The sequence below is a fragment of the Spiribacter vilamensis genome (assembly GCF_004217415.1).
Taxonomy (GTDB): Bacteria; Pseudomonadota; Gammaproteobacteria; order Nitrococcales; family Nitrococcaceae; genus Spiribacter; species Spiribacter vilamensis.
Map to the genome: position 1 here is coordinate 856,927 of NZ_SHLI01000001.1, position 26,541 is coordinate 883,467.

Below are 26,541 nucleotides of genomic sequence, written 5' to 3' on the forward strand. Positions count from 1 at the left end.
AATTATCAATACTCGACAGTTAAACAAATACTGGAAAATTTGGGTTTTTTTGACAACTGTTTTATAAATGCCCCATCAATTAATTTCTAGTCTGCTGGCTTCGAAACTTATCTCTCCTCCGATCTCTCGTTTGATTTTCTCTAATTTTGACTCTGCATTTATCTTAGAATACGGAGTTAGATAATCCGAAAAATCAGTGGAAACGGCTTGATAGAACCGCATTCCAGAACTGAAGCGGCTGTATTCTAAATCGATCCCTTTCTCAAGGATACCCTGTGCTTTCGCATCTTCTCCTTTGTTCTCCAAGAACCCAATGTAACTCAACCTTGCCCCAACATCACGAGGGTTTCTGGACAGGGCTGCATCGAATGCTTGTGCAATTTCGGTACCGGAAGAAGAATTCTCTGTCAAAAAGAGTTTGGCACGCAGTCTTGCTGGCGTCGAGCGCAACGAATTCCTTCTTTCTGCCTCATCCAAGAATCGCTGGGCTTCGCTAAAAACGGTCTCGCCACCCCAGATTCGATCTTCGGAAAGATTCTCCGACACACGCACGTAGAGCAATGCCTTGACAAGCCAAGGCACATCCGTCATTGACCACCGAGTCATGGCTTTCGAAAACGATTGCTCCGCTGCAAAGATCTCACCATCCCGCAACTGCTCCTGCCCACGCTCGACGTAGTACTGCGATGACGCAATCAAAAACAACCCCAGCAACACCGAGGCGACCAGTCCCGAAGCGGAAGCAAAAATTAGCGGACGACGCCACGCAGGCATCGGGACATTCACAGCGAGTGTATCCCCATTCATCCGCTCCAGTTCCGCCAACAGCAACGCTACTGGAATCATCACCGCCGGCAACTGTAGTTGGTAACTGAACAACCCGTGGAAACCGATCCCGCCAATCGCCGCAAAAGCCGCGATCACCGCGCCCCGCTCTGCCGGTGTCCTCTGGCGAGCTCGACCTGCACGCACGCTACGGAAAAACAGCCAAGTGCAAACCGCGATCAATGCGATCACAATCAAAAGCCCGGGCAAACCGCGCTCTACCCAGAACTGCAGATAGTCGTTATGGGCGTACTGCCCTGCACTGCCGTCTCCCGCGGGGCGCACCGCCGCATACGCCAGCCAGAACACCCCGGGGCCGATCCCAAGCCACGGGTTCTCCTGGATCATGTCCCAGGTCGCCGACCACATCAGAAAGCGCACCTGGCCGGCCTCGCTCGGATCGGCGAGCGAGGCGACACGGTCGGCGAGCGGCCGCCCCTCGGTGAGTCCAAACAGGTTCGCGAGGTAGGCAAGCACCAGCGCGCCGATCACCAGACCGGCAACCCCCGCGAGCCGTCGCCACCGCGTCTGCAACGCGTAGGCAGCGCCACCCACGACAACAATCAGCGCCGTGAACAGGGCCAGGAAGCTCGCACGCCCCCCATCCAGCCCCGCCGCAAAGACCAGCAGGAACAGAACGCCGGGCATGAACCGCTGGAGTCTTGATAGGTCCAGCATTCGGTCGGTGCCGACAAGCCATGCCACGGCCGCCGCAGGCCAGATGACGTTAAGCAGCGCGGCGGCGGAGTTGGGATTGAGGAAAAGCGCCTGCGCCCGGTGACCCGTGAATGCCTGGCCGATCATGCCGACCGCCATGATCAGGCCCGCAACAATCAACAGTCCGTAGAGCATCGGCGCGATATGCCGGCCCTGCGGCGCCATCACGATCCGCCAGGAGAGATACGCGGCAACAATCGCGCCGAACTTGATCATCTGGAGCACGGTTTGATCGGGCACCTGGCTCCACAGAACCGCCAGCGCCCCCCATCCCCAGAAGAGCAACAGCAGCATCCCGACGGGACCGAGGGGGATCGAAGGTTGTGAGCGCGCGTGCACCACGGCGACGATCAGCCCCAGTAATGAAACCGAACCCATGATCCCGAGTCCGATGAAATGCGATGTCGGGTTGGCCTGACCGATACCCGCCGCGGTCAGGGCGATCAGGACAACGGCCGCCGGTAGCCATTTGTTGGGTGCCGTCATTGATGGGGTCATTGTATTCGCCGCATTCCCTGCCATTAGGTGCTATCCATTCCATCGTTGTTCACGGCACAACACGATACATCAACAAGGAATCAAAGCGTTGGCCGCGGTCGCTCGGGGACGGGAAGCGTCGCATGGGCATGATTTTCCGGTAGAATGCAGACGAATGGATAATATGAATTATCACGGATCCGATGATGAAACAGTGGCTATCGAGTAAATTCCGACGGGGTGGAAAACGCCGCGAGGCGAAAGCGGCAATCCGTGTCGGTATCCACTTCGCACAGACGTCGGTGACGATGTCGGTGCTCTCGGCGGATCACACGCATCTTCTCGCCTGTGTCACGCGACCCTGCTCGCGGGATCAGGTCGGCCGTGTCCTCGGACAGCTTGTCGACGAATACGACGTCAAGGGCAAGGCCGCCTACGTCACGCTCAGTCGCAAGGACTACGACACGCAGTTCGTCGATCTGCCCGGCGTTGGCGATGACGAGCTCCGCGACGCGCTGCGCTACCGGGTCACACCCCCCGGCGTCCTTGGCAGCGAGGAGGTCGTCACCACCGGCGTTCGACTCAGCAATGAGCGCGAGACCAACGCCGAAGAGCAGACCCTTGTCCGCGCCACCGTGATCTCCCGCAATCTCCTCGACTGGATCGTTGACGCCGTCGACGAGGCGAAGCTGGATCTGCAGGCGGTTTTCCCCCGCGAGACAACGCTGATCACCCTTGCCCGGCAGGCGGCCGAGGCGGGTGAGCATTCGGTGGAAGAGACCACCTACCCGCCCACGCTCTCCGTGTTCGTCGCCGAGCTCAGTACCGGACTCGCGGTCGCACGCCGGGACAACCTGTTCCTGTCGCGAACCGTCACCCTGACCGTCGATCGCGAGGCGGGCTTTAGTGAAAACCAGATCCAGCGGCTGACCACGGAGTGCGTCCGGACGGCGGAGAATTTCAACAAGCGCCTCTCCTCGACGCCCCTCGCCCGAGCCTACATCGGCCCCGATTTCGCGGGTATGGCAACCGTCCGTGAACGCCTCGCCGATGCCCTCGGCATCGACTGCGAGATCCTGCGGATACCGCCCCATATCGAGCCGGCCGACGATGCCACTGCCTCCACCGCGGCCACACCCGAGGGCATGCTGGCGGTGGCCGGCACCCTCAATGTGGAACTACCCGAAAACGCCTCGATCTACGAGCGCCCGTCCAGAACCCGATCGGTAACATCGCCGGAGCTCCTGGCCATGGGCCTTGTGGCCGGCATTGCCGTTCTGGCGGTGATCAGCGGCGTGCAGGCCTGGTTGGTTTCCGGTGCCAGGGACGACGTCGAGCGCATGACGACAGAACGTGACGCCCTGCAGGCACAGGTCAGCACGCTCCGCGAGGAGATCGAGGCGGTCGAGCAGGCCGAACCGGACGCGCGATACGTGGCTGAACAGGAGCGACTCGAGCGGCGGCGGGATCTCTACACCCGCATCCTCAACGAGTTCGAGGGTGTCGATACCTCGCTGATCGACGGCTTTGCCTCGCCCCTACGGGCACTGGCGGAGAACCGCGTCGATGGGCTCTGGCTGCAGAGCATCAACATCGAACCCGGAAACGTCACGATCAGGGGCAAGTCACTCAGCGCGCTGCAGGCCGAGACCCTGGCCGGCCGCCTGAGAGATACATCGGCGTTTCGTGACTGGTCACCCCGGCGCATCGGTGTTGACAATTTCAGCAACGCCGGCAACGGCATTACCTTCCTCGAGTTCACCATGCAGGGGCCGGGATTGTTCGCGGCAGCAACACCGGTTCAGGATGGCAACTCCGCGAATGAGACGGGAGGCGCCGATCTGCAGCGTTTGCTACGACGGCTGAATAATGGCGATAACTAAGCGAAGCGGGCTCACGGATTCGATCCGGCAGCTGATCAAGCGCTCGACCGACTGGTTATCGGGGCGCACACCGCGTGAGCGCGTCCTCGTCGTGGGTGGTGTCTTCGGTGCCCTCGCCCTCGCCTGGCATAGCTTTTTCTTTGCACCGGCCACCGAGCAGCTGAAAGGCCTCGACAACGAGGCGGAAAGCCTCGAGACCCAGCAGCAGCAGTTCCAGGCGACGCTGGAGGCGCTCCGGGATGAGCGGGAGAAAGCGCGGGATCCGAATGAATTCGCCCGCCAGGCGATCGCGGAACTGGAGACTGAGGTCGATAATCTGACCGAGTCCCTGGTGGATGGCGGCCTCGACTTTATCGCGGCTGTCCCCATGCAGGAGGCAATGGATCGTTTGCAGTCGCAGGTTCGGGCATCGGACTTGCCACGGTTCATCCGGTTCGAGCGTAAGCCCGGTGAGGGTGTCTCCGACGGGGACAGCTCGGCCGCCAGTGGAATGAACATCGAGCATCGCCAGATTACGATGGTATTCGAGGCCGGTTTCAAAAAGACGCTGGCGCTTCTCCGCTCACTCGAGCGCAACGAGGTTCAGGTCGTCTGGCGATCTCTAGACTACGAGGTGACCGAGCATCCGCTGGCTCGTGTCACGGTAAGGTTCGATATCTATGCACCCACATCACTCTGATCGCCGTCTAACGGGCGCGTTACTCGCCATTTTCCTGCTGGGACTGAGTGCGCCAGGCATTGCCCAGGAGTCGGCCTCGCTGGCCTCCGATGCCGAACTGGGCGACCCCACGGCGCCACCGGAGAGCGTGGTCGCGGCGAGGCAACCGGCCGGCGGCACCGAAGGGGGAGAAGCCGGCGCTGCGGAAGGTGAGCCATTGCCACCGCCCGCGCGTCCTACCATCGTGGTACAGAGCGCTCGCGGCGGTGACTGGGCAAGCCACGCACTGGTTGAAAAGAAGATCACGGTCGAGGGCGACACCATCGACCGCGGGACCGTCGAGGCGATCTATCAGTACGGACTGTTGGCCGCTTCGGACAATGGCACGGAGGATCGGCCTGTCGTGGAACATGGGGTCGTGAAAGACAGGCCGGGATCAGGGGGAATCCGTGGAGGGGGAAAATAAAACGATGAGACCCACAAGACTGCTGCTGACAGTCGGCATGCTAGCGGTGCTTACTGGCTGCACGGCGACCGGGGGGCTGTCGCAGGCCGAGCGCGACGCGGTTATTACCGATGCCATGAGCGCCGAGGCGCCGGAGGAGACCGCCACCGGAGGCATCCCGCCCCTGCCTGCGGCCGCCGATGCGATGCTCACACCGGAGCCGCTCAACGCATCACAGGGCCCGACGCTCGAGCCGCCGCGCTTCGACATCACCGCGAGCGATGTCGCCGTCGCCGACTTCTACCACGGCCTGGTCGAGGACACGCCCTACAACGTGATTGTCCACCCGGACATCACTGGTTCTGTCTCGCTCAAACTAAGCGATGTCTCCGTCCCGGAGGTTATGGACATCCTTCGCGAGGGGTATGGCTACCACTATCGGCGCACTGACGGTTCGTACCTGGTCCTCCCCTCCTCGCTGGAAACGCGCGTCTTCCAGCTCAACTACATCAATGTCAGCCGCGAAGGGATCTCCGGGACGCGGGTAGCAGGCGGCGAGGTCAGCTCTTCCGAGGAGGACGAGTCCGCGAGCCTGCCGGGTGAGATCAACGGGAGCAGTCTGACAACCCGGGCGAATTCCAATCTCTGGACAGACGTCGAGAACGCGATCCAGGAAATCGTTAACGGACAGGCTGGCGAGACCAACGACGTCGATGCCCCGGATACCGGCGACGCCGCCCGCGTCGTGACCAGTCCCGAGGCGGGCTCGGTAGTTGTGCGAGCCAGGCCCGAAGTACTCGACCAGGTGGAGGCGTTCGTGACTAACCTGCAGCGGACCATCAACCGTCAGGTCGTTCTCGAGGCCCGCATCCTCGAAGTTACCCTGAGCGACGAGTTCGAGGCGGGCATCGACTGGAACTACATGAATAGCAGTTCGGGGGAATTCGAGGTCGAGCAGACCGAGCAGGATAATTTGCCCGGGATTTTCACTCTGGACGTCACACCCGACGGGCCATTCGAAGCGACGATCAAGGCTCTCGACGAGCAGGGCGACGTCATGGTGCTCTCCTCGCCGCGAGTCTCAACGCTCAACAATCAGAAGGCGCTGATTAAGGTGGGGACAGACAGTTTCTTCCAGACCGATGTTGAGCTGACTACAGAAACTGAAGATGGTGAAACTTCAACCGAAGTGGACCCCGAGTTCAGGTCATTCTTCTCGGGTATCTCGCTGGACGTGACGCCGAGTATCGATGGCAATGGGTTCGTGACACTACACGTGCAGCCGTCTGTCACGGATGTCACCGAGACGACCCGGAGCGTCGACAGGGGGATTGGACCACCGGCAGTATTCGAACTCGCGAGCAGCGACGTTCGGCAGTCGGATTCCATCGTCCGGGCCCGTAATGGCGATCTGATCGTGATCGGCGGTCTCATGGAGCGGCGCGAACAGTCCGTAGATTCCGCCGTGCCCGGGATTGGGCGGATCCCGCCATTCGACTTGCTTTTCGGGCGTGAGCGAAATGTCTCCCGCAAGGTCGAGCTAGTTATCCTGTTGCGCCCGACGATCGTTGGTGATGATACCTGGCGGCGCGAGATCGATCGTCAGCTGGAGCAGATGCTATGAATCGACAACTACTGCTGTTGCCCCTTCTGACAATAACCTTGGCCATCATGGCACCCACCGCGCTGGCGCAGAGCGAGGGGATGCAGCGCGCGCCATCGAGTGTTGCCGACGGCGAGCGCGCACTCAGCCTCTATCACCAGGGCAGGCGGAATATCGAGGCGGGCGAACTGGCCAGCGCCTCGCGCCAGTTCCGCGAGGCCCTGTCGCTGGACCCGGGGCTGATGGTGGCCCGCCGGGCCTATGCGCGGATCCTGATGAGTGCCGGACGGCCCGACCGGGCGCAGGGTGTCCTCACCAGGGGGCTTGAAGTAAAGCCGGGGGACTTCGTCACTGCCCGGATGCTCGCCCGAATCGCGCGGGATAATAACGACGCCGCCGTGGCGATCAGGGCGCTGGAATCCATCCGGCCGCCGGTTGATTCCAAGGACACCTACCTGCGCTCGCACCTCGCCGATCTCTACCGACGCACGGGGCAGCACGCGAAGGCCGCCGAGATCTACGCGGAACTGCACAAGGCCGACCCATCGGATCCCGCCTGGGTGCTAGGCAGGGCCACCAGTCTGGATCATCATGGGAGCCGACAGGAGGCTCGTGAGCTCTGGTCCAGTCTGCTGGAACGGGACGACATCGATCCCCAAATCCGTAACTACGGGGAAGACCGCGTCACCGCACTCCGCGATACGCAGATACCCTACGGAGGCTGACCATCGTGGCTGCCGAAAACTCAGACCGTTCGAACCGCCCCGATCGTCCCGAGCGCCCTCAGCGCCTGGGCGATCAGCTCATCGAACAGGGGATGATCACGGCCAACGATCTCAAGATCGCGCTGGAAGAGCAGAAACGCTCGGGCCAGGCCCTCGGCGAGGCACTCGTCCAGACCGGCCGCATCTCCGAACGGGCACTCAACGAGGTGCTCGCCGAACACTACGCGATCGAGCCGGTGGACCCGAACGAGTACTGGGTCGACAAGGAGACCGCCAGCCAGTTGCCGGAGGATTCCGCGCGCCGGTTCGGGGCGGCCATCATCGAGGAATCCTCGGAGAAGTTCGTGGTGGCCACCGACGACCCCGGCGATGTCATGGCCATGGACGAGATCGAGCGGATTCTGCCGAAGCCCGTGGAATTCCGGATCGCCAGCCGCCAGCAGGTCATCAACTACATCAACGCGGTCTATGCCCGGACCGATGAGCTGCAGAGCATCGCCGACGAGATCGGCGAAGAGCTCGCGGATAAGCAGGAGATCGATCTCTCCAGCCTGACCGTGGGGGCGGGCCGCGCCAGCTCACCGGCGGTTCGCCTGTTGCGGACCCTGATGGAGGACGCCATCCAGCGCGGGGCCTCGGACATCCATATCGAGCCCGAGGACAACCTGCTGCGGATCCGCTCGCGCAAGGACGGCATCCTCCACGAGCGCCTGGTGCGTCAGGGCAATATCCAGGACGCGCTGATCTCGCTGCTCAAGCTGATGTCCGGGCTCAACATCACCGAACGGCGCCTGCCCCAGGACGGCCGGTTTAACGCGCGCATCCAGGACCGCAGCATCGACGTGCGTCTGTCTACCCTGCCCCAGCAGCATGGCGAGAGCGTCGTCATGCGATTGCTCGATCAGTCATCGGGGGTGTCCTCGCTGGATCAGACGGGGATGGAGCCCGAGCTCCTCCAACGCTTCCGGCAGCTGATGAGCATCCCCAACGGGCTGATCCTCGTCACCGGTCCCACGGGATCGGGCAAGTCGACGACGCTCTACGGCGCGCTGAGCGAGATGAACAGCTCCGAGGTCAAGATCATCACGGTGGAAGATCCGGTGGAGTACGCCCTGCCCCGCGTCACCCAGGTACAGGTGCGCGAGAGTATCGGCCTCGATTTCGCCCGCGTCCTGCGCACCTCGCTGCGCCAGGACCCGGACATCGTCATGGTGGGTGAGATCCGCGATGCCGAGACCGCCGAGATCGCCATGCGCGCGGCCATCACCGGTCACCGGGTGCTCTCCACGCTGCATACCAACGACGCGGTCTCCACGGCCAACCGCCTGCTGGACATGGGCATCCAGCCATTCATGCTCGCCGCGGCGCTGCGAGGCATCATCGCCCAGCGCCTGCTGCGGCGGGTGTGCTCGCAGTGCGCGAAACCCCGGGCCGCCACCGATGATGAGGTCGCGTGGCTCGAGCGCGCGGGACATGCCAATCCCCGCAACATGCTCATCTACGAGGGTGAGGGTTGCCGGACCTGTGAAAACAGCGGCTACAGCGGTCGTGTGGGGCTGTTCGAGCTGGTGGAACTGGATTCAGGGATGCGCGAGGCGCTGCGGCACGGCGATATCGCCGAGTTCTCCAAGCTGGCGCACGAGTCGCCGACCTATACACCGATGGCCGATACCGCCGTCTCCTTCGTCGAGCAGGGGAAGACGAACGTCGCCGAGGTCGTTCGCGTACTCGGCGAGATCATCGGCGCGGAGCGCTGATCGTGCCACGCTTTAGCTATCGCGCCCGCACCACCAATGGACAGCTGATCCGCGGCGAGGTCGACGCCGACAATCAGCGTACCGCCGCCGAGTATGTCTTCAACCTCGGCGCGACGCCCCTGGCGCTCGAAGAGGAGGCCGAGGAGTCGTTCGGCGCCGATATGGATGTCGGCAAGCTCTTCGCGAAGTACTTCGGCCGCCCAGTCCCGCTGAACGAGCTCATCATCTTTTCGCGCCACTTCCGCTCGCTGTTGCACGCGGGCGTTCCCGTCACGCGTGCCCTGCGCGGGCTCGGCGAGAATGCCAACCATCAAAAGCTCGGCAGTGCGCTCTACGAGATCGCCAATAGCCTGGAGGGCGGTTCGGCGCTTGCAAACAGCATGGATCAGCACCGCGACGTCTTCCCGCCGCTTTTCATCCACATGATTCGAGTGGGCGAGGAATCCGGCCAGCTCGAGACCGCGCTCGCCAGAATGGCGGAGAACCTCGAACAGGAGCGCGTCACCCGCGATCGGGTCAAGTCCGCCCTGCGCTATCCGACATTCGTGCTGATCGCAATCGCCGCGGCGTTCGTCGTGGTCAACATATTTGTAATCCCGACGTTCGCACAGCTATTCGAGAGCATGGATGCCGAGCTGCCGGTCACGACCCAGCTGTTGCTCGGGCTATCGAACTTCACCCGGAACAACGGGACGATACTGCTTGGCGGCACGATCGCCGTCGTTTTCGGGATACGCACCTATCTGCGCACCCCGGCGGGTAAATTCCAGTGGGATGCCGCGAAGCTGAAGCTGCCCATCGTCGGCCAGGTACTCAACCGCGCCCTGCTGGCGCGCTTCGCGCGGACGTTCGCCATGGCCCTGCGTGCCGGTGTGCCATTGCTCACCGCCATCGATTCGGTCGCCGACGCCACGGACAACGATTATGTCAGCGGCGGCATCCGTAGCCTGCGAACCGGCATCGAGCGCGGCGAGAGCCTGCACAGCGTGTGTCAGAAAAGCGGGCTTTTCACGCCCATGATCCTGCAGATGCTCGCCGTCGGCGAAGAGACCGGTCAGCTCGCGGATCTGATGGACCAGGTCGCCGACTTCTACGAGAGCGAGGTCGAGTCCGATCTAAAGCGCTTGCCCTCCTACATCGAACCGATCATGATCGGATTCATAGGACTGCTCGTCGCCGTCCTCGCCGTCGGCATCTTCATGCCGATCTGGCAGATGAGTTCCAACATATGATCGGGAATAACAAAGGCTTCACACTACTCGAGATCGTCATCGTGCTGGTGATCCTCGGGGTATTTGCGGCGCTTGGATTCCGATCGTTCAGCGGCGGTGGAAGCGCTACCGATCTGGCTCAGGCCGAAGACATAGTTATCGCCGAGCTGCGCAAAGCGCGCTCACGGGCAGTCCACCGATTACCACCAAGCAATGACCCCGACGCCGCTCAAGTCGCGGATCTCGAGGGGGAGATCGGTGCCCTGAACGACCGATTAGGCACCTCTATGGAGGTTTGTCCCGTAAAAGTGCGTTTTACTGTCGGAGACGCCAGCACTAGAAGCGTAAAAGAGATCTCTTGTGACGAAATTTGCGAGCCGTGCGACGAAGGAAAGTCTGAGTACAGAGTATCGTTGACGCCGACCGAGGGAGATCCCCGGATAATTTGCCTCAACGGTCAAACGGGCCGAGTGGACCGAGCACCATGCAACTGAGTAACGCATCGCACCGCCACAGAGCGTCCAATAGAGAGTCTGGGCTGACACTCATCGAGCTTGTCATTGCTCTTGTCATCATCGGCATCAGCAGCGCAACCATCGTAAGGCTAATGGTTATAAGCCTGGATGCTTCCGAAAATAACCAGAGTTATGCGGAAGATCTACGAGCTGCGGAAACCTGTTATGAGACCATCCTTGCGGTCTACGAAGAACAAGGAAACGTTCCAGGTGAGTGCTTTAAGGGGACTTTCGACAATACCGCATTAAATAACTGGGCGCCTGGCGACCTGTTCTTTGATAAGAACGATAACAAAATCTGCATAGACACGTCTTCATGCGGAGAAACAGCGGAACAGATTGATAACGAATTCGCGACAAAATTTACTGTTCCAATTCGATCTAACCAAAAGCTCGAACTGATCGTGCCAGTTAATGAAGATACGAATCAAAATGGCAATGGCAATGGCAATGGGAACGGGAACGGGAACGGGAACGGGAACGGGAATGGGAACGGGAATGGGAACGGGAATGGGAATGGGAACGGGAACAACAATAATTGCCCAGGTGAAAGCGGGACGACTGGGAATAAGAAAGGATGCTAGAATTTCGTTTGTCGATCATCTCAGGTAGGAAAAACAGGATGGGTGTCGCGCGCTTCATACATAACGCTGAAGACGGCGTCACACTCATTGAGATGGTCGCCACTATCACTCTATTGGCAGTCATCGGCGGATTTATCGGGCAACCGTTGATTAATTTGATAGAGACGAAATTCGTGATCGATGAACAAACCGATCAAGAGGCCGATATCGAGTATGCCTTATCGAGGGTCGCTAACGATATCCGATTCAGTTCAGGGATACCAACTTGCCCTACCAGTAATGCAATTGAGATTCCCGGCAGTGCAGGCCTTGTAGAGTATAAATATCGTGGAACGGACTTCGTGATTGTAAATAAAGAGTTCGAAGAAGGCGAGGTATTGTTCAGTGTTATTGACAAGGACGAGCCATATAATTTTTATTGTGAACGCCTCTTAGAAACTCCGAGCACTAATCTTTACGAACTAATCCTGAAACTTGACGGTGAATCCCACTTAGTTAGAGCTACGCCGAGGCAATAAAAGATGAATCGAAGTACAGATTACGAAATTGCCGGTCGTGCGAAACAAAGCGGCTCCATCATGATTGTCGCGATAGTATCAATCTTAGGCGTCGGCGCTGTCGCCGCTGGTACAAACGCGTTACTGACTCAAAACGCTATTACCGTGAACGAAAAGACAAGGGCGCTTCACGGGAATAGCGTAGGGGATTCGGTACGTCTGCTTAATGATGGCGGAGTAAATATAGATGCCAATGCCAACAATACGCGACCGAATGACATTGAAAGGGTAATGTACCCAGGGGCTAATTTCAATACACATGCGCAATCGAATGCTGCAACCCCAGGCTTCGATTACGATGGCTACATAGAAATTAACAACGCGCAGTATGGATACAGTATAGGAGAAAGCGGTCTTGATCCTATAAGGACAGAAAAACAACTTCGAGACCGAATGAAATCTTCCCCGGATAACTCTTGCTCAATCGACGAATTCGATAATGATGAGGGTGATATCGAAATCGATATACTGTGTGACGATGATGCTAAGGAACTTTCGTTTACGAAGGCACTCATCTTCGGAGATGAAGGCGCAGATGGGGCTGGAGAAGTCGACTTCGCAATAGACAATTCTGAAAACCTCGACTCTATAGTAATTAAAGATGGTCTCTTTTTTAACGGAGAAGATTTCGATATCGAGCTGGATGATTTCAAAGGCGATCTTTCTATTAGCGGCCCTATTAACATCAAGAAAACCGATGGTGACGCGGAATGGCCTTTCGATATGGAGGGCATTGGCGACATTACAGTTGGCGGAGGAGTTCTCTTGGAAGGGGACGGTGCTGATATTATCGACAATGAAATAAAGTCTAGTATAAGCATGAATGGGCCGCTTATAATTACCGCGACCGATGGGGATGCTGTAGTTGAATTCGATATAAAAGAAGGTGGAAGCATCAGTGGTTTAAAGGGCGTGCTGATCGACGGAGAAACAGCGTTGTTTAAATTTAAAGGTATAAACGATCTATTAGAAATCGACGGTCCTGTTATTTTAGATGCAAGCAATGGAGAAGCAAAAGCGGAATTTGAGTTTGATGGATCCGGGTCACTTAAGATTCCGGAAAAGACGGATGTTTATTCACAAAATGTGGTTTTTATCAGAAGCACTGATGACAAGGCAGAGCTCCAATTCAAACATACAGCGGATAGCGACATATCAGACAGCGTGGTCATGGGCGCCCCTGTTCTGCTCGAGGGCAATAACGGAGACGCCAAAATACAAATCCAGGGGGAGGACAAAGAAAATTCCGTGTCTGTGAAATTTTTGGAAAAGGTTTTTCTGAAAGGAAACAAGGCAAAATTTGAGGTGAATGAGCTCGAGAAAGGTCAAACAATTTTTTCCAATGGCGCTTACTTCGACAGCATAAGCCACGATGAAGATGTCAAGTTTGAATTTGAGGAGCTGAATGAGTACGATTTGGTTTTTGACGGAGGCATATTTTCGGATGATTATATACGTTTCGAACTAAGTGATATCAGAAAGTCGTACTATAATATTGGGGGTGGTGGTTCGAAGCCGCTTCATAGAAACTATAGGGCCACTGAAAAGGATGTTAACCCATCCAGTTCATTGGACAATCCGCCAGAGATTTCAGATGAGACGCTCGAAAGCCTTGAAAAAGAGATAAAAGAAGAAATCCCTGATCGTCCTAACGGGTCGGTTAGCATCGGCCGTATCGCTATCCCGGAATTGGAATGACCTTTATCTTTCCCGTTTTCCTTGGGGCTCTTGTCGGCAGCTTCTTAAACGTAGTCATCTCCCGCATCCCCGCGCAGATCGACTACGCCGAGCGGCAGACTGACTCTGCATCCGGTGATAATGCACCTCCCCCCGGCATCGCCTGGCCGGGCTCTCACTGCCCCCACTGCAAGCACCCGATCCGCATCCGTGACAACATCCCCATCATCAGCTGGCTGCTGCTCCGTGGACGCTGCCGCGATTGCGATGCCCCGATCTCGCCCCGCTATCCATTCACCGAAGCGCTAACGGCGATTGTCTTTGCCGCCGTTGTCGCCTGGTACGGCATCGAGCCAATCACCGCCGTGCTCCTGCTGCTCAGTGGATGGATGATCGCGATGGCTATCATCGACTTCGAGACGCATCTGCTGCCGGATGCCCTCACGCTGAGCGGCCTCTGGATCGGTTTGCTCGTGAGTGTCGGGACCGACTTCATTACCCCGACGATGTCGATCATCGGCGCCGCAGCCGGGTATTCATCGCTATGGCTGATCAATGCCGGCTATCGGTTGCTGCGGGGCATCGAAGGACTGGGGTACGGCGACTTCAAGCTCTTCGCCCTGATCGGCGCCTGGGGCGGGCCGGAGGCGCTGCTCGCGACGATCCTGATCGCCCCCATTGCCGCGTTGCTGATCATCTTGGCGCAGGCGCCGTTAATGGGTATCGACGGCCAGCGGGAGATCCCCTTTGGGCCCTATCTTGCCGTTGCCGGGTGGATTGCGATAACCGCCCCGCCCTCTCTCGCTGTCTATCTCCCGCCGTGGGGATAGCTAGTCGGTGAGTTCGAGGCGGTTGCGACCGCTGTCTTTGGCCCTGTAGAGCGCATCGTCCACGCGCCGAAACCAGGGTCGGGTACCCTCACCATTGCGATATTCGCCAACTCCCAGCGAGACCTCCACCTTCGGGAGATCCGTCCCCTCGGTGGCGGCGGCGATGCGTGTCCGCAGTCGCTCGGCAATCGCGCTGGCGGCATCGCGATCGGTTCCCGGCAGAATCACCGCAAACTCCTCGCCACCCCAGCGAACGAGGTAATCCTGCGAGCGCAGACAGCTCTGAGCGGCCTCCGTCACCGCTTTCAATACCTCGTCGCCCACGTTGTGGCCGTAGGTGTCATTGACCGCCTTGAAGTAATCCAGATCGAAGAGAATGAGTGAGGCGATCTCTCCGCTGCGGTCCGCGTTTGCAACGGCCCATGCCAACACATCATCGGCGAACTTGCGGTTATAGACACCGGTGAGCGGGTCATGCGTAGCCGCCTGCCAGAGTGCCTGCTCGAATGCGTGTTGGTTCGTGCGATCACGGATCACGATCAGGACGCCCAGATAGTCGCCGGACGGCGTTGTCAGGGCCGTCACCGCCAGCCGGATATTGACCGGCCGGCCGTTCACCTCGATCAACGCATAGCGCGTCGCGGTTCCGGGTTCGCCCTTCTCGATGACTTCATGGATCAGCGCACGAAGGTCAACGGATTCGGACGAAACGCGATGATCCCGGGGCGCGGTAACGCGGGCGTCCGCCAGCGGCGCCAGCCATTCCGCCCAGTCATTGCCCTCCAGCACGGACTCGGAATCCAGACCCAGGATACGAATAGCCGCCTGATTCAATCGGGTCACGACGCCGGACGGATCGATCGCGATAATCGCCTCGTCGATACTCTCGAGGATATTCCGGTTGATGGTCTCGGTATGGACCTCGCGGGTGACCTCGTGCTGGACGGCGGCGTAGTAGCGCTCGCCGGTCACGTCATCACTGATCGGCGAGATGGCCCAGCGAACGATGTACGGCTCACCGTTCTTGCGATAGTTGACCGTTGTACCGTCGAAGGAGTCGCCGCCCTGGAGATTGGTATCGAGCCGGTGGATGACGCTGCGATCGGTCGCCGGTCCCTGCAGGATGCGCGGTGTCTGGCCGATCAGTTCATCGAGGCCGTAGCCCGTCATGGCGCAGAATGCCGGGTTGGCATAAACAATGACGTAGCCGCCGGAGTGATGCTCCGTGTGTGTCACAAGCACTGCATCGTTGATCTGCTCGATCAGCTTTGCAATGACAGACTGCGCTATCTGGTCAGCCATAACATCCTTTGTTGAGGGCACCGCCCGTAACACTTAAATTCCGCGTGCGTCCCTTATATGGGATAAATTTGTCGACGGTTAGGGTACCCTTCCGGCCCTGACAAACCAATCACTGGCGACCGGAGACCGCTTACTTGTTGACGATACTGAGAATCTGCTGGCGACGTCTGCGCAGCCTGCGATGGATACAGATTGCTCTGCTCGAACTCGTCCTCGTGGTCGGGTTTGGCGTGACGTTCGCTTTCTATCTCGGCTACCAGCAGCAGGTGCGGAGTGAAACGGAACGGACCGAGACCACCATCGAGCGGGTTGCCCAGTTGCTGGGTGAGCGCAGCGCGGAGAGCGTCGTGTTTCGGAATCTGCCGGAAATCCGTCGGGAGATGCGGCTGCTCGAGACATTGCCGCGGGCCGGAGCGGTCCAGGTGCGCGATCGCGACGACAAGCTGCTGGTCAGCGCACAGCGCCGTGGGTACGCGCTGGAGTACGACAGCGCGGCAGAAGAATCAACCTCCCCCGGAGAGTTGGGGTTCAGCGGGGCTTTTCCAGCGCTGTCGTACACGACGGCCATTACCCTTAACAGCCGCCGTGTCGGAACGCTCGAGCTGACGACCGATGCCGAGTATATCCAGGACACCCTCGACCGGCGGTTCTGGCGTTTCATGCTGGAATCGTTCGTGCTCTGGTGCCTGCTCGGCATCATCGGCACTTACCTGTTCGTTCAGAGCCGGTTCGAGAACCGGCTCCGCAAACAGATCCAGACCGATCCGATCACCGGTGAGCTGTCCCGGTTCGGCTTGCAGGAGCTGTACGGCGACGGTGTCCGCTATCGGGGCGCCGCCCTGCTTCTGATCGATGTCTACAACATCAAGGCGATCAATAACAGTCACGGCATCAGCACCGGCGATCGGGTACTACAGGGGATCGCCCGCGTGCTGCGCTCGACACTCGGCCCCGGGGCGACGATCGCCCGTCTCGACGGTGATGACTTTGCCATCCTGTTACCGGCGCACCGCTGGGCATTCGTTCGTCAACTCGGTGACACCATTGTGAGCGCCATTCAGGAAATGCGCATCGATGGCGCCGATGATGTCGGGAAGATCGAGATTTGCGGTGGCGGCACGCTACTCGCGCCCGATGACGCGCTCTCGGAGCGGCTCTCCGAGGCGGATCTGGCAATGCGGCACGCCAAGGAGCGGGACTGGAAATCGATCGTCTGCGCGGATGCGGCCTTTATCGCCAATTCCCGGAGCAGCGGCGCCTTCGTTACCGACCGCGACATCCGACAGGGACTCAAGAACGGCGAGTTCAGCTACTACATCCAGCCGCTGGTGAATGCAGAAACAAACCGGTTCATCGGCTACGAGGCCCTTATTCGGTGGACCTGCGAGGATGAAGTCCGCTCGCCTGCCATTTTTCTCGACCGGTTACGGGAAATCCTCAAGGACGAGGACTTCTACGCCTATGTCATCGCGATGCGTCGCGCGCTGACCGAGCGGGTCGCTCGTAGCGGTGTCGGCCTGCTGTCCTACAACATCGGACTGGAGGATCTCCAGCGCATTGATGACCCCGCGCAGCTGCTGCACGACTTCGGCGCCGACAACGATCACGGCCTTCGCGTGATGATCGAGGTGACCGAACGCGGCCTGCCGCAGTATCTCGGCGACGATCTGACCGATCTCAAGACCACCTGGGCGAAGCTGACCGATAACCGCACGCTCCTCGCACTGGATGACTTCGGCGCACTGGAGAGCAATCTCTACCGGCTGCGCGAGCTCGATATCGAGTACGTGAAAATCGACAAGGCACTGATCACGGCCATCACCGAGGACGCAAAGTCGCGTGCCATCGTCGGCTCCATCGCGGATCTCTGCCGGGTACTGGATATCCAGGTGATCGCGGAAGGGATCGAGACAGCAACCCAGTCAGAGATGGTGAAAGAGCTCGGCATCGCCATCCAGCAGGGCTTTTACCTCGGCCGCCCACAGCCGCCGGAGATTTATCTGGGGTAATGGATGCCAGCTATGGCCGCTAGGCTGGATTGATCCGTGGGGTCAGTACTGGTAGATACCACCAATGGAACCACCGGAGACGTCGTAGCTCGTGCCATCGAGATACTGGGCGTATTCGATAAATACCGAGAAACGGTCTGTCGGGGATACCCGGGCACCGATACCGTAGGACGTGTCACTCTCCCGCTCTTCCGCAATGCCTCCGGCATTTAGAAACTCGACTTCACCATGCGTGAATCCCGCGAGGCCGTAGAGAGAAAAACCCTCCGCAAGCGGAATACGCCCCACGCCATAGGCGCCGTACAATGAATTCAGGTCTACATCGCCGGTTGTTCCGTAGCCACGGGTGTCCTCATCGGTAATCCCCGTTCCTATCCGGAACTCGAAGCCAAGATAGTCCGTGAGGTTGTTACCGAAATGGGCGATAGCGATGGTGGGGGTTGCGCCGGAGGTTCCATCGACATCGACGTCCATAGCTCCGACGCTGAACCCCATATACCCCTCCCCGATCTTTTCCTGCGCCAGCGCGGGCGAGACAGAACCAGCGAGCGCCATCACCAGGGGGAGCGTTTTATTGATATGCATTGGATGCATCTCCGTTGCGTGTCGGTATGTTCACAATGGAGGATAGCGTTTCCGTTACGGTGGCGGCACCCTCCAGGTGAGAGGCGCTTCGTCGTCCACCAAGTGTTCTACCGTGGCCGCCCGGCGTCTCCGTTGTTAGCTTTCCCCGACCCTTTGCACACGGCCAGTACACACTTTTTGATGTGTATGAGGAGTGTGCAAGCGGTCAGCAATAGGCGAATTTCCATAGCCGCTTTTTTCCCAGTGGCGGGATAGAATATCGAAAAATAGGTGGTCTCCAATGGAGAATCCTGGCTTCCTCATCATCGGCGGTGGTGTGACCGGACTTGCACTCGCCCTCGAGCTCGCACGCCAGGGGCGATCCGTCACGCTGGTGGAGGCCGCGGAATCACCGGGTGGCAATGTCCATTCGGTGACAGAGGACGAGTGGCAAATGGAGCTGGGGCCCAACACCCTGCTCTGTACGCTCCCCCTGTATCGACTGATTGACTCGCTGGGACTGGTGGACGAGGTCATCTTTCCACCAACCGCCAGCAAGAAGCGTTATGTGGTCAATGACGGGCAGCCTGTCGCGTTGCCGAGCGGCGTCCTGTCCGCACTGACGCATCCACTCCTCGGTTTCAAGGCGTGGGGCCACCTGTTGTCCGAACCTTTCCGTGGATCCGCCGCCCACGAAGAAACGCTCGCTGCGTTCGTCGAACGACGCCTCGGTCCGCGTGTCCTCGAGCATTTCGTTGATCCGTTTGTTTCCGGCGTTTACGCCGGTGATCCTCAACGCCTGTCGGCCCGGGCGGCCATGCCTCGGCTCCACCGGCTGGAACAGCGGCATGGATCGCTACTGCGCGGCGGCATCACGGAAATGGCAAGCGCCAGGGCGCAGCGTCGGCAGGCGCGTATCGATGGTTTTCCCGATCACTGGCGAGGCAATCTGGTCAGCTTCCCGAAGGGCCTGGCCACCCTGACCCGGGCGATGGCGAATGAATTCGCGCACTACCCCGAAGCGCGTCTGGTCACGGGTAGCGAGGTGAAATCCATCCATCGGGACGAGAGCGGGTGGCAGGCCGTGGACCAGCACGATCGGTCTTTTCACGGCCATGAGGTGGTTCTCACTACACCCTCGTCGGTCAGCGCGAAGCTGCTTGAAGACGTGGATACCGACCTCCAGGCAGCTCTGGATGAGATCGTGTATCCGCCCCTCGCGGCCGTAGCACTGGGGTATCCGCGCGACGCTATTTCGCATCCGCTTGACGGTTTCGGCATGCTCATCCCCAGCAGAGAAAACCGGCAGACACTGGGTGCGCTGTTCTCCTCGACGCTGTTCCCCGCCCGGGCTCCCGAAGGGCATGCGCTTCTCACCTGCTTCATTGGCGGCCGCCGGAATCCTGGCGTCATGGCACAGCCCGATAATGAACTGATCAGCATCATCAGTACGGAGCTGGGCGAGATTCTCGGTATTCAGGGAACACCCGTGTTCTCACGAGTGAAGCGCTGGTCGGAGGCCATTCCGCAATACGAGGTTGGGCATCTCGAGCGGATCGAGGCCATCAAGGCAAGGGTGGCCAGACACCGCGGATTGCACCTGGTCGGCAACTGGCGTGACGGTATCAGCGTCGGTGACTGCATCGACAGCGGCCAAGCCATGGCCCGGCGGCTGCAGATGACGGTTTAATCAGCGGGGGTAATCAAGCCGGTCAGCCCCACGATTCACGGGTGGAAGCAGGCCGATCACCGCCACGGGTATGACGGCGATATAGGGCAGGAACACGGTGGCTGACCAGAACGGATTGATCCCTGCCTCCCGGCAACGTCGGGCACCAGTCGCCAGTTGCAGCCAGATCGGGCCGACCCACAAAGGCGAAAGCAGGATGACGATCGCGAGGAAGGTAAGAGGATGCATGTCAGGGGCGGTCGCACCAGCGACGATAATCGGCACCATCACGGCCCCGATCAGTAGATTGATCACTGTAACCGCCCAGTAGACCTCTCGCCTAGACTCACCCTCAAAACTGAAATACTGACGCACGGCACGGACCCCTTACTGCTCACGCTGTTTGTTTGAGAAGGGAAGGTTAAACGATTCAGCCGGGGCGGCTGCAACCGCTGCAGGCAGCTGCGGGCAATTGCGTCATTCGTAGACTCCCCGTCAAGTACACAATCCGAGAGTAGACACTAAACGCCCCGGGTTTTAAGGACGCTCCAGGACTCGAGAGGCTTTAGCCGTGAAAATCAAATCACGTATTTCCCCCGAGGTTCGCGAGCGCGCGGTAGGATCGGGATAAGGCCGTTACGTAGTCAACCGAAAAGATCCGGTGCGGCCGTGGAGATCCCGGAATATGCCGAGGCAAACGATGATCGTCGTCTTTGAGCACCTGTTCCACTATTTGATCGTCCTGCTTGCAGGCCTGACAGCGACGACCGCAATGGCGGACTCGGGTGTGGAGACGCTCGCCAAAGATCTTGAGCACCCGTGGGGGATGGCCTTTCTCGCGGAAGGCGAAGTGCTGGTTACCGAGCGGCCCGGGCGGTTGCTTTATCTGGACCTGGAGACTGGCCAGCGAGCGCAGGTCTCGGGCGTGCCGGCGGTGGATGCACAGGGTCAGGGCGGGCTGCTGGATATCGAACTGCACCCTGATTTCAGTGACAACCGGCAGGTCTACCTGACCTGGGCAGGTGCCTGCGGGGACGGTAATGCCACCCACCTCGGTCGAGGTCGGCTCACCGATGACAACCAGCTCGCCGACTTCGAAACCCTGTTCGTGGCGACGCCCTGTGTTGAGAGCACCAAGCATTTCGGCTCCCGCATCAGCTTTGATGGCGCGGGACATGTACTGTTCACTACCGGGGATCGCGGCGAGCGTGACCGCGCGCAGGATCTTGAAGACCACAATGGCGCGGTCATCCGGCTTCATGACGATGGCAGCATTCCGGCGACCAATCCGTTTGTTGGTCAGGCCAACGCCGAAGCGGCCATTTACAGCTACGGGCATCGTAATCCTCAGGGCGCGGCGCGCCATCCCGAGACCGGTGCCCTGTGGATCCACGAGCACGGACCTCGGGGCGGCGACGAGATCAACCTCCCCGCGGCGGGTGAGAACTTCGGCTGGCCAGAGACCACCTATGGCCGCGAGTACTGGGGGCCGGAGATCGCACCGAGCGAGAAACCGGGCACCATCCAGCCCATCCACGTCTGGACGCCCTCCATTGCCCCGTCTGGCATGGCCTTCCACAACGGGGATCTCTACGTCGGTGCGCTCGCCAAGGTCCATCTCGCGCGACTGCGACTCGACGGCCAGGAGGTGGTGAGTGAAGAGCGGCTTCTAGAGGACCGGGGGTGGCGCATTCGGGCCGTGGAAAGCGGGCCGGATGGAAATCTCTACCTGCTAACGGACCAGGCCAATGGCCGCCTTGTCCGGGTGAATCCGTGACAGACGAGATGAGTCGCTGAGTCCGTTGTCAGCTTTCCCTAACCCTTTGCACACGGCCAGTACACACGGATCAATGTGTATAGGGAGTGTGCGAGCGGTTGGAAATAGGTGACAACGCGCCTTCCTCTACCCGAATCCGTCCCGGTGGGTTCGAACTCCCAGCGTCGAGCAGAGAGGGTGGGATTGATTCGGCCCTCACGGGCCTCACCCTCCGGGCGCAGCGCTGCCGCGCCGCGTCCCAATCGCTGCGCGATTGGTCGAACCCATCATCTATTCCTTCGTGGGTTCGAACCCCGGCTTTCGTCAGACACAAAAAAAGGGCCTGCGGCCCCTTTTTCATGTCTGGCGGAGAGGGTGGGATTCGAACCCACGAAGGGCGATCAAGCCCTTACTCCCTTAGCAGGGGAGCGCCTTCAGCCGCTCGGCCACCTCTCCGATGTAAGACGCAAGAATACGGTATCGAGGGCGGTCTCGTAAACCGGGCCGTTCCCGAGCTAGCGATCGTCGTCGGCAGCGCGCTTTTCTTCAGGCGTTCCATCCTCTTCGCGGATGCGCTCGTAGATTTCCTCGCGATGAACCGTGACATCCCTGGGCGCTTTGACACCGATGCGGACCTGGTTGCCCTTGACACCCAGCACTGTCACGGCGACGTCGTCGCCAATCATCAGGGTTTCACCGACCCTGCGGGTCAGAATAAGCATTCCGACATCTCCTCGTTGTTATTGCGACCGCCTCAATGTCGGACTCGCATTCCCTCGCGTAATATCCGGTATAGCTTATCCAGTACTACTATTTTTTGATTGTATATTCTATGACCCGGACTGTCTCCCCTGCGTTCAGCCCAATTATGCGCCTCTGACTAGACCGATTGACCTTCGACGCTCACCGTATTGCCACTGCGATCATCCAGCCCAAAGGCCTTGTGGAGCGCGCGGGTTCCCACCTCGAGGGATTCCTCGTCGGTTACCACCGAGATCTTGATCTCGGAGGTCGAGATCATCTGGATGTTGATCCCCTCCGCCGCCAGCGCCTTGAACATGCGGCTCGCCACGCCGGCATGCGAGCGCATGCCCACGCCGACCAGCGAGAGCTTGCCGATGCTGTTGTCACCGAACACCTCGCGGGCGCCGAGCACCTCGGCCTGCTTGCGCAGAATATCCAGGGCCCGATCGTATTCGGTCTTGTTCACCGTGAAGGTAAAGTCGGTCAGACCCTCATTGCTGATGTTCTGCACGATCATGTCGACCTCGATGTTGGCATCCGCCACCGGACCGAGGATCTGGGTCGCGATACCCGGGGTGTCCGGCACGCCGATCATGGTCAGCTTCGCTTCATCGCGATTGAATGCGATGCCCGCGATCAGGGGCTCTTCCATACTGCCCTGCTGCATATTCTTCTGTCCCTCCATCGTGATCAATGTCCCGGGGCCGTCCTGAAACGAGGACAGCACCCGGAGTGGCACCTGGTATTTGCCGGCAAACTCCACCGCCCGGATCTGCAAGACCTTCGAGCCAAGGCTTGCGAGCTCGAGCATTTCCTCGAAGGTTACTGTCTCGAGACGCCTTGCCGTGGGAACCACCCGCGGGTCGGTCGTGTAAACGCCGTCCACGTCGGTGTAGATCTGGCACTCATCCGCTTCGAGCGCCGCCGCAAGCGCGACGGCCGTGGTGTCAGAGCCGCCGCGTCCCAGCGTGGTGATCGAGCCATTCTCGTCGACGCCCTGGAAACCGGCCACCACGACGATTCGGCCTGCACCGAGGTCCTCGCGGATGAGTTCGGCATCGATGTCCTGAATCCGCGCCTTGCTGAATGCACTGTCGGTGAGGATGCGCACCTGCGCGCCGGTGAGGCAGCGCGCCGGCGCGCCCATGCGCTCGAGCACCATCGTCAGCAGCGCGATGGTCACCGTCTCGCCCGTGGAGAGCAGCAGATCATGCTCACGCGGTCGGGGCGTTGAGCTCTGCGCGGCGCCGAAGGCCAGCTCGTTGAGGCGATCGGTTTCGCCTTTCATGGCCGAGACGACGACCACGACGTCGTGGCCGGCCTCGCGCGAGGCGATCACCTTGCGCGCGACGTTCTCGATGCGTTCGATATCGGCGACCGAGGAGCCGCCGAATTTCTGGACAACTAGCGACATGGAGATCCCTTGTTACTGATTTAGTTGTTCCTGCACCCAGTCGGTCACCGACTCGAGCGCCGCGGGCAGTGCCGCCGGATCGCTACCGCCCGCCTGGGCGAAATCGGGCCGGCCGCCGCCGCGCCCGCCTACCTGGCGGGCAACGTGATTAACGAGATCGCCGGCACGCAGCCGGTCGGTGAGATCGGTGGTGACGCCGGCGACCAGTCGCACCTTGCCGTCCTGATCCGCGGCGATGACGATCACGGCGCTACCGAGTTTGTTCTTGAGCTGATCCACCGTGTCGCGCAACGACTCACCGGCGGAGTCGACCCGGGCGGCGAGCACCTTGACGCCATTCACGGTCTGCGCCGAGTCGGCGAGCTCACTACCCGCCTGGCTGGCGAGGCGCTGTTTCATGCGACCGAGCTCGCGCTCGAGCGAGCGCAGCTTGTCGATGTCCTGGTCGAGGCGCACCAGCAGGTTATCCGGGGAGACCTTCAGCTTCGCGGCCGCCTCATCCAGCGTCTGTGCATCACGCTGGACCCGCTCGACCGCCGCCGCACCGGTGATTGCCTCGATGCGGCGAACCCCGGCGGATACGCCGCCCTCGGTGGTCAGGCGGAACAGCCCTATACGACCCGTCGCGCCCACATGACAGCCGCCGCAGAGCTCGGTGGAGAGATCACCGAAGCGGACGACCCGGACCCGGTCGCCGTACTTCTCGCCGAAAAGCGCCATCGCGCCCATCCCGATGGCCTCGTTGTATTCGGCCTCGAAGATGTCAGCCACCTCATCACGCCGGATCCAGGCGTTGACCCGGGCCTCGATATCGCGCAGCTGATCGGCGGTGATGGGCTCGAAGTGGGCGAAATCGAAGCGCAGCCGCTCCGGTGCGACGAGCGACCCCTTCTGGTGGATATGCGCGCCCAGCACCTCGCGGAGCGCGGCGTGGAGGAGATGCGTCGCGGTATGATTGAGGGTGATGCGGTCACGCCGGGCGACATCAATGCGGGCATCGACGGCGTCGCCGAGGCGAAGCTCGCCACTGACCATGCGCCCCAGATGACCCCGAGCCTGGGCATATTTCTGGGTGTCCTCGACCGTGAACTCCACACCACTGGCCACCAGGTGACCGGTATCGCCCACCTGGCCACCGGCCTCGGCGTAGAACGGCGTGCGATCGAGGATAACCAGGCCGTGATCGCCCGGTGACAGCGCATCGACGGCACCACCGTCGCGATAAAGGCCGATCACCTGCGCGGCATCCTCGCGGACGTCGTAACCGCTGAACTCGGTGGTACCACCGAAATCCGCCGCTCCGCCGTATTCGGCGCGGAATGTACTCGCCGCCCGGGCGCGCTCGCGCTGAGCATTCATGGCGGTTTCGAAGCCCGCCATATCCAGGTAGAGGCCCTGTTCACGGACGACATCCGCAGTCAGATCCACCGGGAAGCCGAACGTGTCGTAGAGCTTGAAGACCGTTTCGCCCGGGACCGTGTCGCCACTCAGATCCGCGAGATCGTTTTCCAGCAGCCGAAGCCCCTGCTCCAGGGTTTCCCGGAAGCGCCCCTCTTCCAGCCGCAGGACCCGCTCGACCAGTTCGCGATGACTCGCCAGCTCGGGATAGGCCTCGCCCATCTCGCCGACCAGCGGTTCCACCAGGCGCCAGAAGAACACCTCGCTGACGCCGAGCTTGTACCCATGGCGAACGGCGCGGCGGATGATCCGGCGCAGGACATAGCCGCGACCCTCGTTGCTCGGCAGAACACCGTCCACGACGAGGAAAGCGCAGGCGCGGATATGATCGGCAATCACCCGCAGGGAACTGCCCTCGCGATCATCCGTACCCACAAGCCGGGCCGTCGCATCGACCAGGTTACGGAAGAGGTCGATGTCGTAATTGTTGGTCACGCCCTGGGCGACCGCGGCCATGCGCTCGAGCCCCATGCCGGTGTCGATGGAGGGCTTGGGCAGGGGCGTCAGCGCGCCGTCGGCACCGCGATCGTACTGCATGAACACCAGGTTCCAGATCTCGACGTAGCGATCGCCATCCTCATCGGGGCTACCCGGCGGGCCACCCGGCACCTCGGGTCCGTGATCGTAGAAGATCTCCGAGCAGGGACCGCAGGGCCCGGTATCGCCCATCGCCCAGAAGTTGTCCGCGGCGCCGATGCGGGCGAAGCGGGACGGGTCGACACCGATCTCGTCGAGCCAGATCGACGCCGCCTCGTCATCGTCTTCGTAGACCGTCACCCAGAGACGCTCGGCCGGCAGCCCCAGTGTTTCGGTCAGAAACGTCCAGGCATAGCCGATCGCGTCGCGCTTGAAATAGTCGCCGAAGCTGAAATTGCCCAGCATCTCGAAGAAGGTGTGATGCCGCGCGGTATAGCCCACGTTCTCGAGGTCGTTGTGCTTACCCCCTGCGCGGACACAGCGCTGCGCACTGACGGCACGTTGATAGGGACGTTGCTCACGACCGACAAACACATCCTTGAACGGCACCATGCCGGCATTGATAAACAGCAACGTCGGGTCATCGGGCGGCACCAGGGAAGCACTGGGGACGATCGTATGGCCGCGTTCGGCAAAGAACTCGTGGAAGGCCTGGCGGATGGCTGCACTGCTGTTATTCATTCG

The 26,541-nt window shown here is 60.2% G+C and carries 22 protein-coding genes and 1 tRNA gene; 15 read left to right on the forward strand and 8 right to left on the reverse strand.

Going from position 1 to position 26,541, the window contains the following annotated elements; genetic code table 11:
- Nucleotides 1-75 precede the first annotated feature (75 nt).
- On the reverse strand, nt 76-2,028 hold the full coding sequence (locus EV698_RS04275; protein ID WP_165385716.1) for an O-antigen ligase family protein: 1,953 nt from the start codon (nt 2,026-2,028) through the stop codon (nt 76-78).
- 197 nt (nt 2,029-2,225) lie between these two features.
- Here EV698_RS04275 and EV698_RS04280 point away from each other — a divergent pair, with 197 nt between their 5' ends.
- Genes EV698_RS04280 through EV698_RS04335 form a run of 12 tightly spaced genes read left to right on the forward strand, consistent with a single transcriptional unit; the run spans nt 2,226 to nt 14,464 of the window.
- Nucleotides 2,226-3,902 carry a hypothetical protein gene (locus tag EV698_RS04280; RefSeq protein ID WP_130502896.1) on the forward strand — a complete coding sequence of 559 codons (1,677 nt, stop codon included), beginning with the start codon at nt 2,226-2,228 and terminating at the stop codon, nt 3,900-3,902.
- Nucleotides 3,889-4,581, forward strand: a complete 693-nt coding sequence (locus tag EV698_RS04285; RefSeq protein ID WP_130502897.1) for a type II secretion system protein M — start codon at nt 3,889-3,891, stop codon at nt 4,579-4,581. Before EV698_RS04280 ends, EV698_RS04285 begins: the two co-directional genes overlap by 14 nt.
- Complete coding sequence (locus EV698_RS04290) at nt 4,562-5,026, forward strand: hypothetical protein (RefSeq protein ID WP_130502898.1); 465 nt, start codon at nt 4,562-4,564, stop codon at nt 5,024-5,026. Before EV698_RS04285 ends, EV698_RS04290 begins: the two co-directional genes overlap by 20 nt.
- Nucleotides 5,027-5,030: 4 nt before the next feature.
- Entirely contained in the window at nt 5,031-6,629 is a 1,599-nt protein-coding gene (mshL, locus tag EV698_RS04295) for a pilus (MSHA type) biogenesis protein MshL (protein ID WP_130502899.1), read from the forward strand.
- A complete protein-coding gene (locus EV698_RS04300) occupies nt 6,626-7,333 on the forward strand; it encodes a tetratricopeptide repeat protein (protein WP_130502900.1) in 708 nt (235 codons plus the stop codon). Before mshL ends, EV698_RS04300 begins: the two co-directional genes overlap by 4 nt.
- A gap of 5 nt (nt 7,334-7,338) precedes the next feature.
- Nucleotides 7,339-9,090, forward strand: coding sequence for a GspE/PulE family protein (locus tag EV698_RS04305; RefSeq protein ID WP_207220497.1), 1,752 nt, complete (start codon nt 7,339-7,341; stop codon nt 9,088-9,090).
- 2 nt (nt 9,091-9,092) lie between these two features.
- Entirely contained in the window at nt 9,093-10,322 is a 1,230-nt protein-coding gene (locus EV698_RS04310) for a type II secretion system F family protein (protein WP_130502901.1), read from the forward strand.
- Nucleotides 10,319-10,795, forward strand: coding sequence for a pilus assembly FimT family protein (locus tag EV698_RS04315; RefSeq protein WP_130502902.1), 477 nt, complete (start codon nt 10,319-10,321; stop codon nt 10,793-10,795). Before EV698_RS04310 ends, EV698_RS04315 begins: the two co-directional genes overlap by 4 nt.
- A complete protein-coding gene (locus EV698_RS04320) occupies nt 10,786-11,400 on the forward strand; it encodes a type II secretion system protein (protein WP_130502903.1) in 615 nt (204 codons plus the stop codon). Before EV698_RS04315 ends, EV698_RS04320 begins: the two co-directional genes overlap by 10 nt.
- 38 nt (nt 11,401-11,438) lie before the next feature.
- Nucleotides 11,439-11,918 (forward strand): PulJ/GspJ family protein, encoded by a 480-nt coding sequence (locus EV698_RS04325; protein ID WP_130502904.1) that lies wholly within the window; start codon nt 11,439-11,441, stop codon nt 11,916-11,918.
- A 3-nt stretch (nt 11,919-11,921) separates the two neighbouring features.
- Nucleotides 11,922-13,655, forward strand: a complete 1,734-nt coding sequence (locus EV698_RS04330) for a hypothetical protein (RefSeq protein ID WP_130502905.1) — start codon at nt 11,922-11,924, stop codon at nt 13,653-13,655.
- Nucleotides 13,652-14,464, forward strand: a complete 813-nt coding sequence (locus EV698_RS04335; RefSeq protein WP_130502906.1) for a prepilin peptidase — start codon at nt 13,652-13,654, stop codon at nt 14,462-14,464. Before EV698_RS04330 ends, EV698_RS04335 begins: the two co-directional genes overlap by 4 nt.
- Here the strand turns inward: EV698_RS04335 and EV698_RS04340 are convergent, their stop codons facing one another.
- The gene (locus tag EV698_RS04340; protein ID WP_130502907.1) at nt 14,465-15,766 is read right to left on the reverse strand and encodes a sensor domain-containing diguanylate cyclase; all 1,302 of its coding nucleotides are present in this window, start codon (nt 15,764-15,766) and stop codon (nt 14,465-14,467) included.
- Nucleotides 15,767-15,903: 137 nt separating this feature from the next.
- Here EV698_RS04340 and EV698_RS04345 point away from each other — a divergent pair, with 137 nt between their 5' ends.
- Entirely contained in the window at nt 15,904-17,775 is a 1,872-nt protein-coding gene (locus EV698_RS04345; RefSeq protein WP_130502908.1) for a bifunctional diguanylate cyclase/phosphodiesterase, read from the forward strand.
- Between the two features lie 42 nt (nt 17,776-17,817).
- On the opposite strand, the gene EV698_RS04350 is transcribed toward EV698_RS04345, so the two are convergent.
- Nucleotides 17,818-18,360 carry a porin family protein gene (locus tag EV698_RS04350; RefSeq protein WP_165385717.1) on the reverse strand — a complete coding sequence of 181 codons (543 nt, stop codon included), beginning with the start codon at nt 18,358-18,360 and terminating at the stop codon, nt 17,818-17,820.
- A 280-nt stretch (nt 18,361-18,640) separates the two neighbouring features.
- Here EV698_RS04350 and hemG point away from each other — a divergent pair, with 280 nt between their 5' ends.
- On the forward strand, nt 18,641-20,029 hold the full coding sequence (hemG, locus tag EV698_RS04355; RefSeq protein ID WP_130502910.1) for a protoporphyrinogen oxidase: 1,389 nt from the start codon (nt 18,641-18,643) through the stop codon (nt 20,027-20,029).
- Here the strand turns inward: hemG and EV698_RS04360 are convergent, their stop codons facing one another.
- Entirely contained in the window at nt 20,030-20,383 is a 354-nt protein-coding gene (locus EV698_RS04360; RefSeq protein WP_130502911.1) for a DUF805 domain-containing protein, read from the reverse strand.
- Between the two features lie 310 nt (nt 20,384-20,693).
- Between EV698_RS04360 and EV698_RS04365 the strand changes: the two genes are divergently transcribed.
- Nucleotides 20,694-21,785, forward strand: a complete 1,092-nt coding sequence (locus tag EV698_RS04365; protein WP_130502912.1) for a PQQ-dependent sugar dehydrogenase — start codon at nt 20,694-20,696, stop codon at nt 21,783-21,785.
- 343 nt (nt 21,786-22,128) lie between these two features.
- On the opposite strand, the gene EV698_RS04370 is transcribed toward EV698_RS04365, so the two are convergent.
- From EV698_RS04370 to alaS, 4 genes are all read right to left on the reverse strand, one after another.
- Nucleotides 22,129-22,220: transfer RNA gene (locus EV698_RS04370), tRNA-Ser, on the reverse strand.
- A gap of 59 nt (nt 22,221-22,279) precedes the next feature.
- Nucleotides 22,280-22,486, reverse strand: coding sequence for a carbon storage regulator CsrA (gene csrA, locus EV698_RS04375; protein WP_130502913.1), 207 nt, complete (start codon nt 22,484-22,486; stop codon nt 22,280-22,282).
- A 158-nt stretch (nt 22,487-22,644) separates the two neighbouring features.
- Nucleotides 22,645-23,922, reverse strand: coding sequence for an aspartate kinase (locus EV698_RS04380; RefSeq protein WP_130502914.1), 1,278 nt, complete (start codon nt 23,920-23,922; stop codon nt 22,645-22,647).
- A 12-nt stretch (nt 23,923-23,934) separates the two neighbouring features.
- Nucleotides 23,935-26,538 (reverse strand): alanine--tRNA ligase, encoded by a 2,604-nt coding sequence (gene alaS, locus EV698_RS04385; protein ID WP_130502915.1) that lies wholly within the window; start codon nt 26,536-26,538, stop codon nt 23,935-23,937.
- Nucleotides 26,539-26,541: the final 3 nt, after the last annotated feature.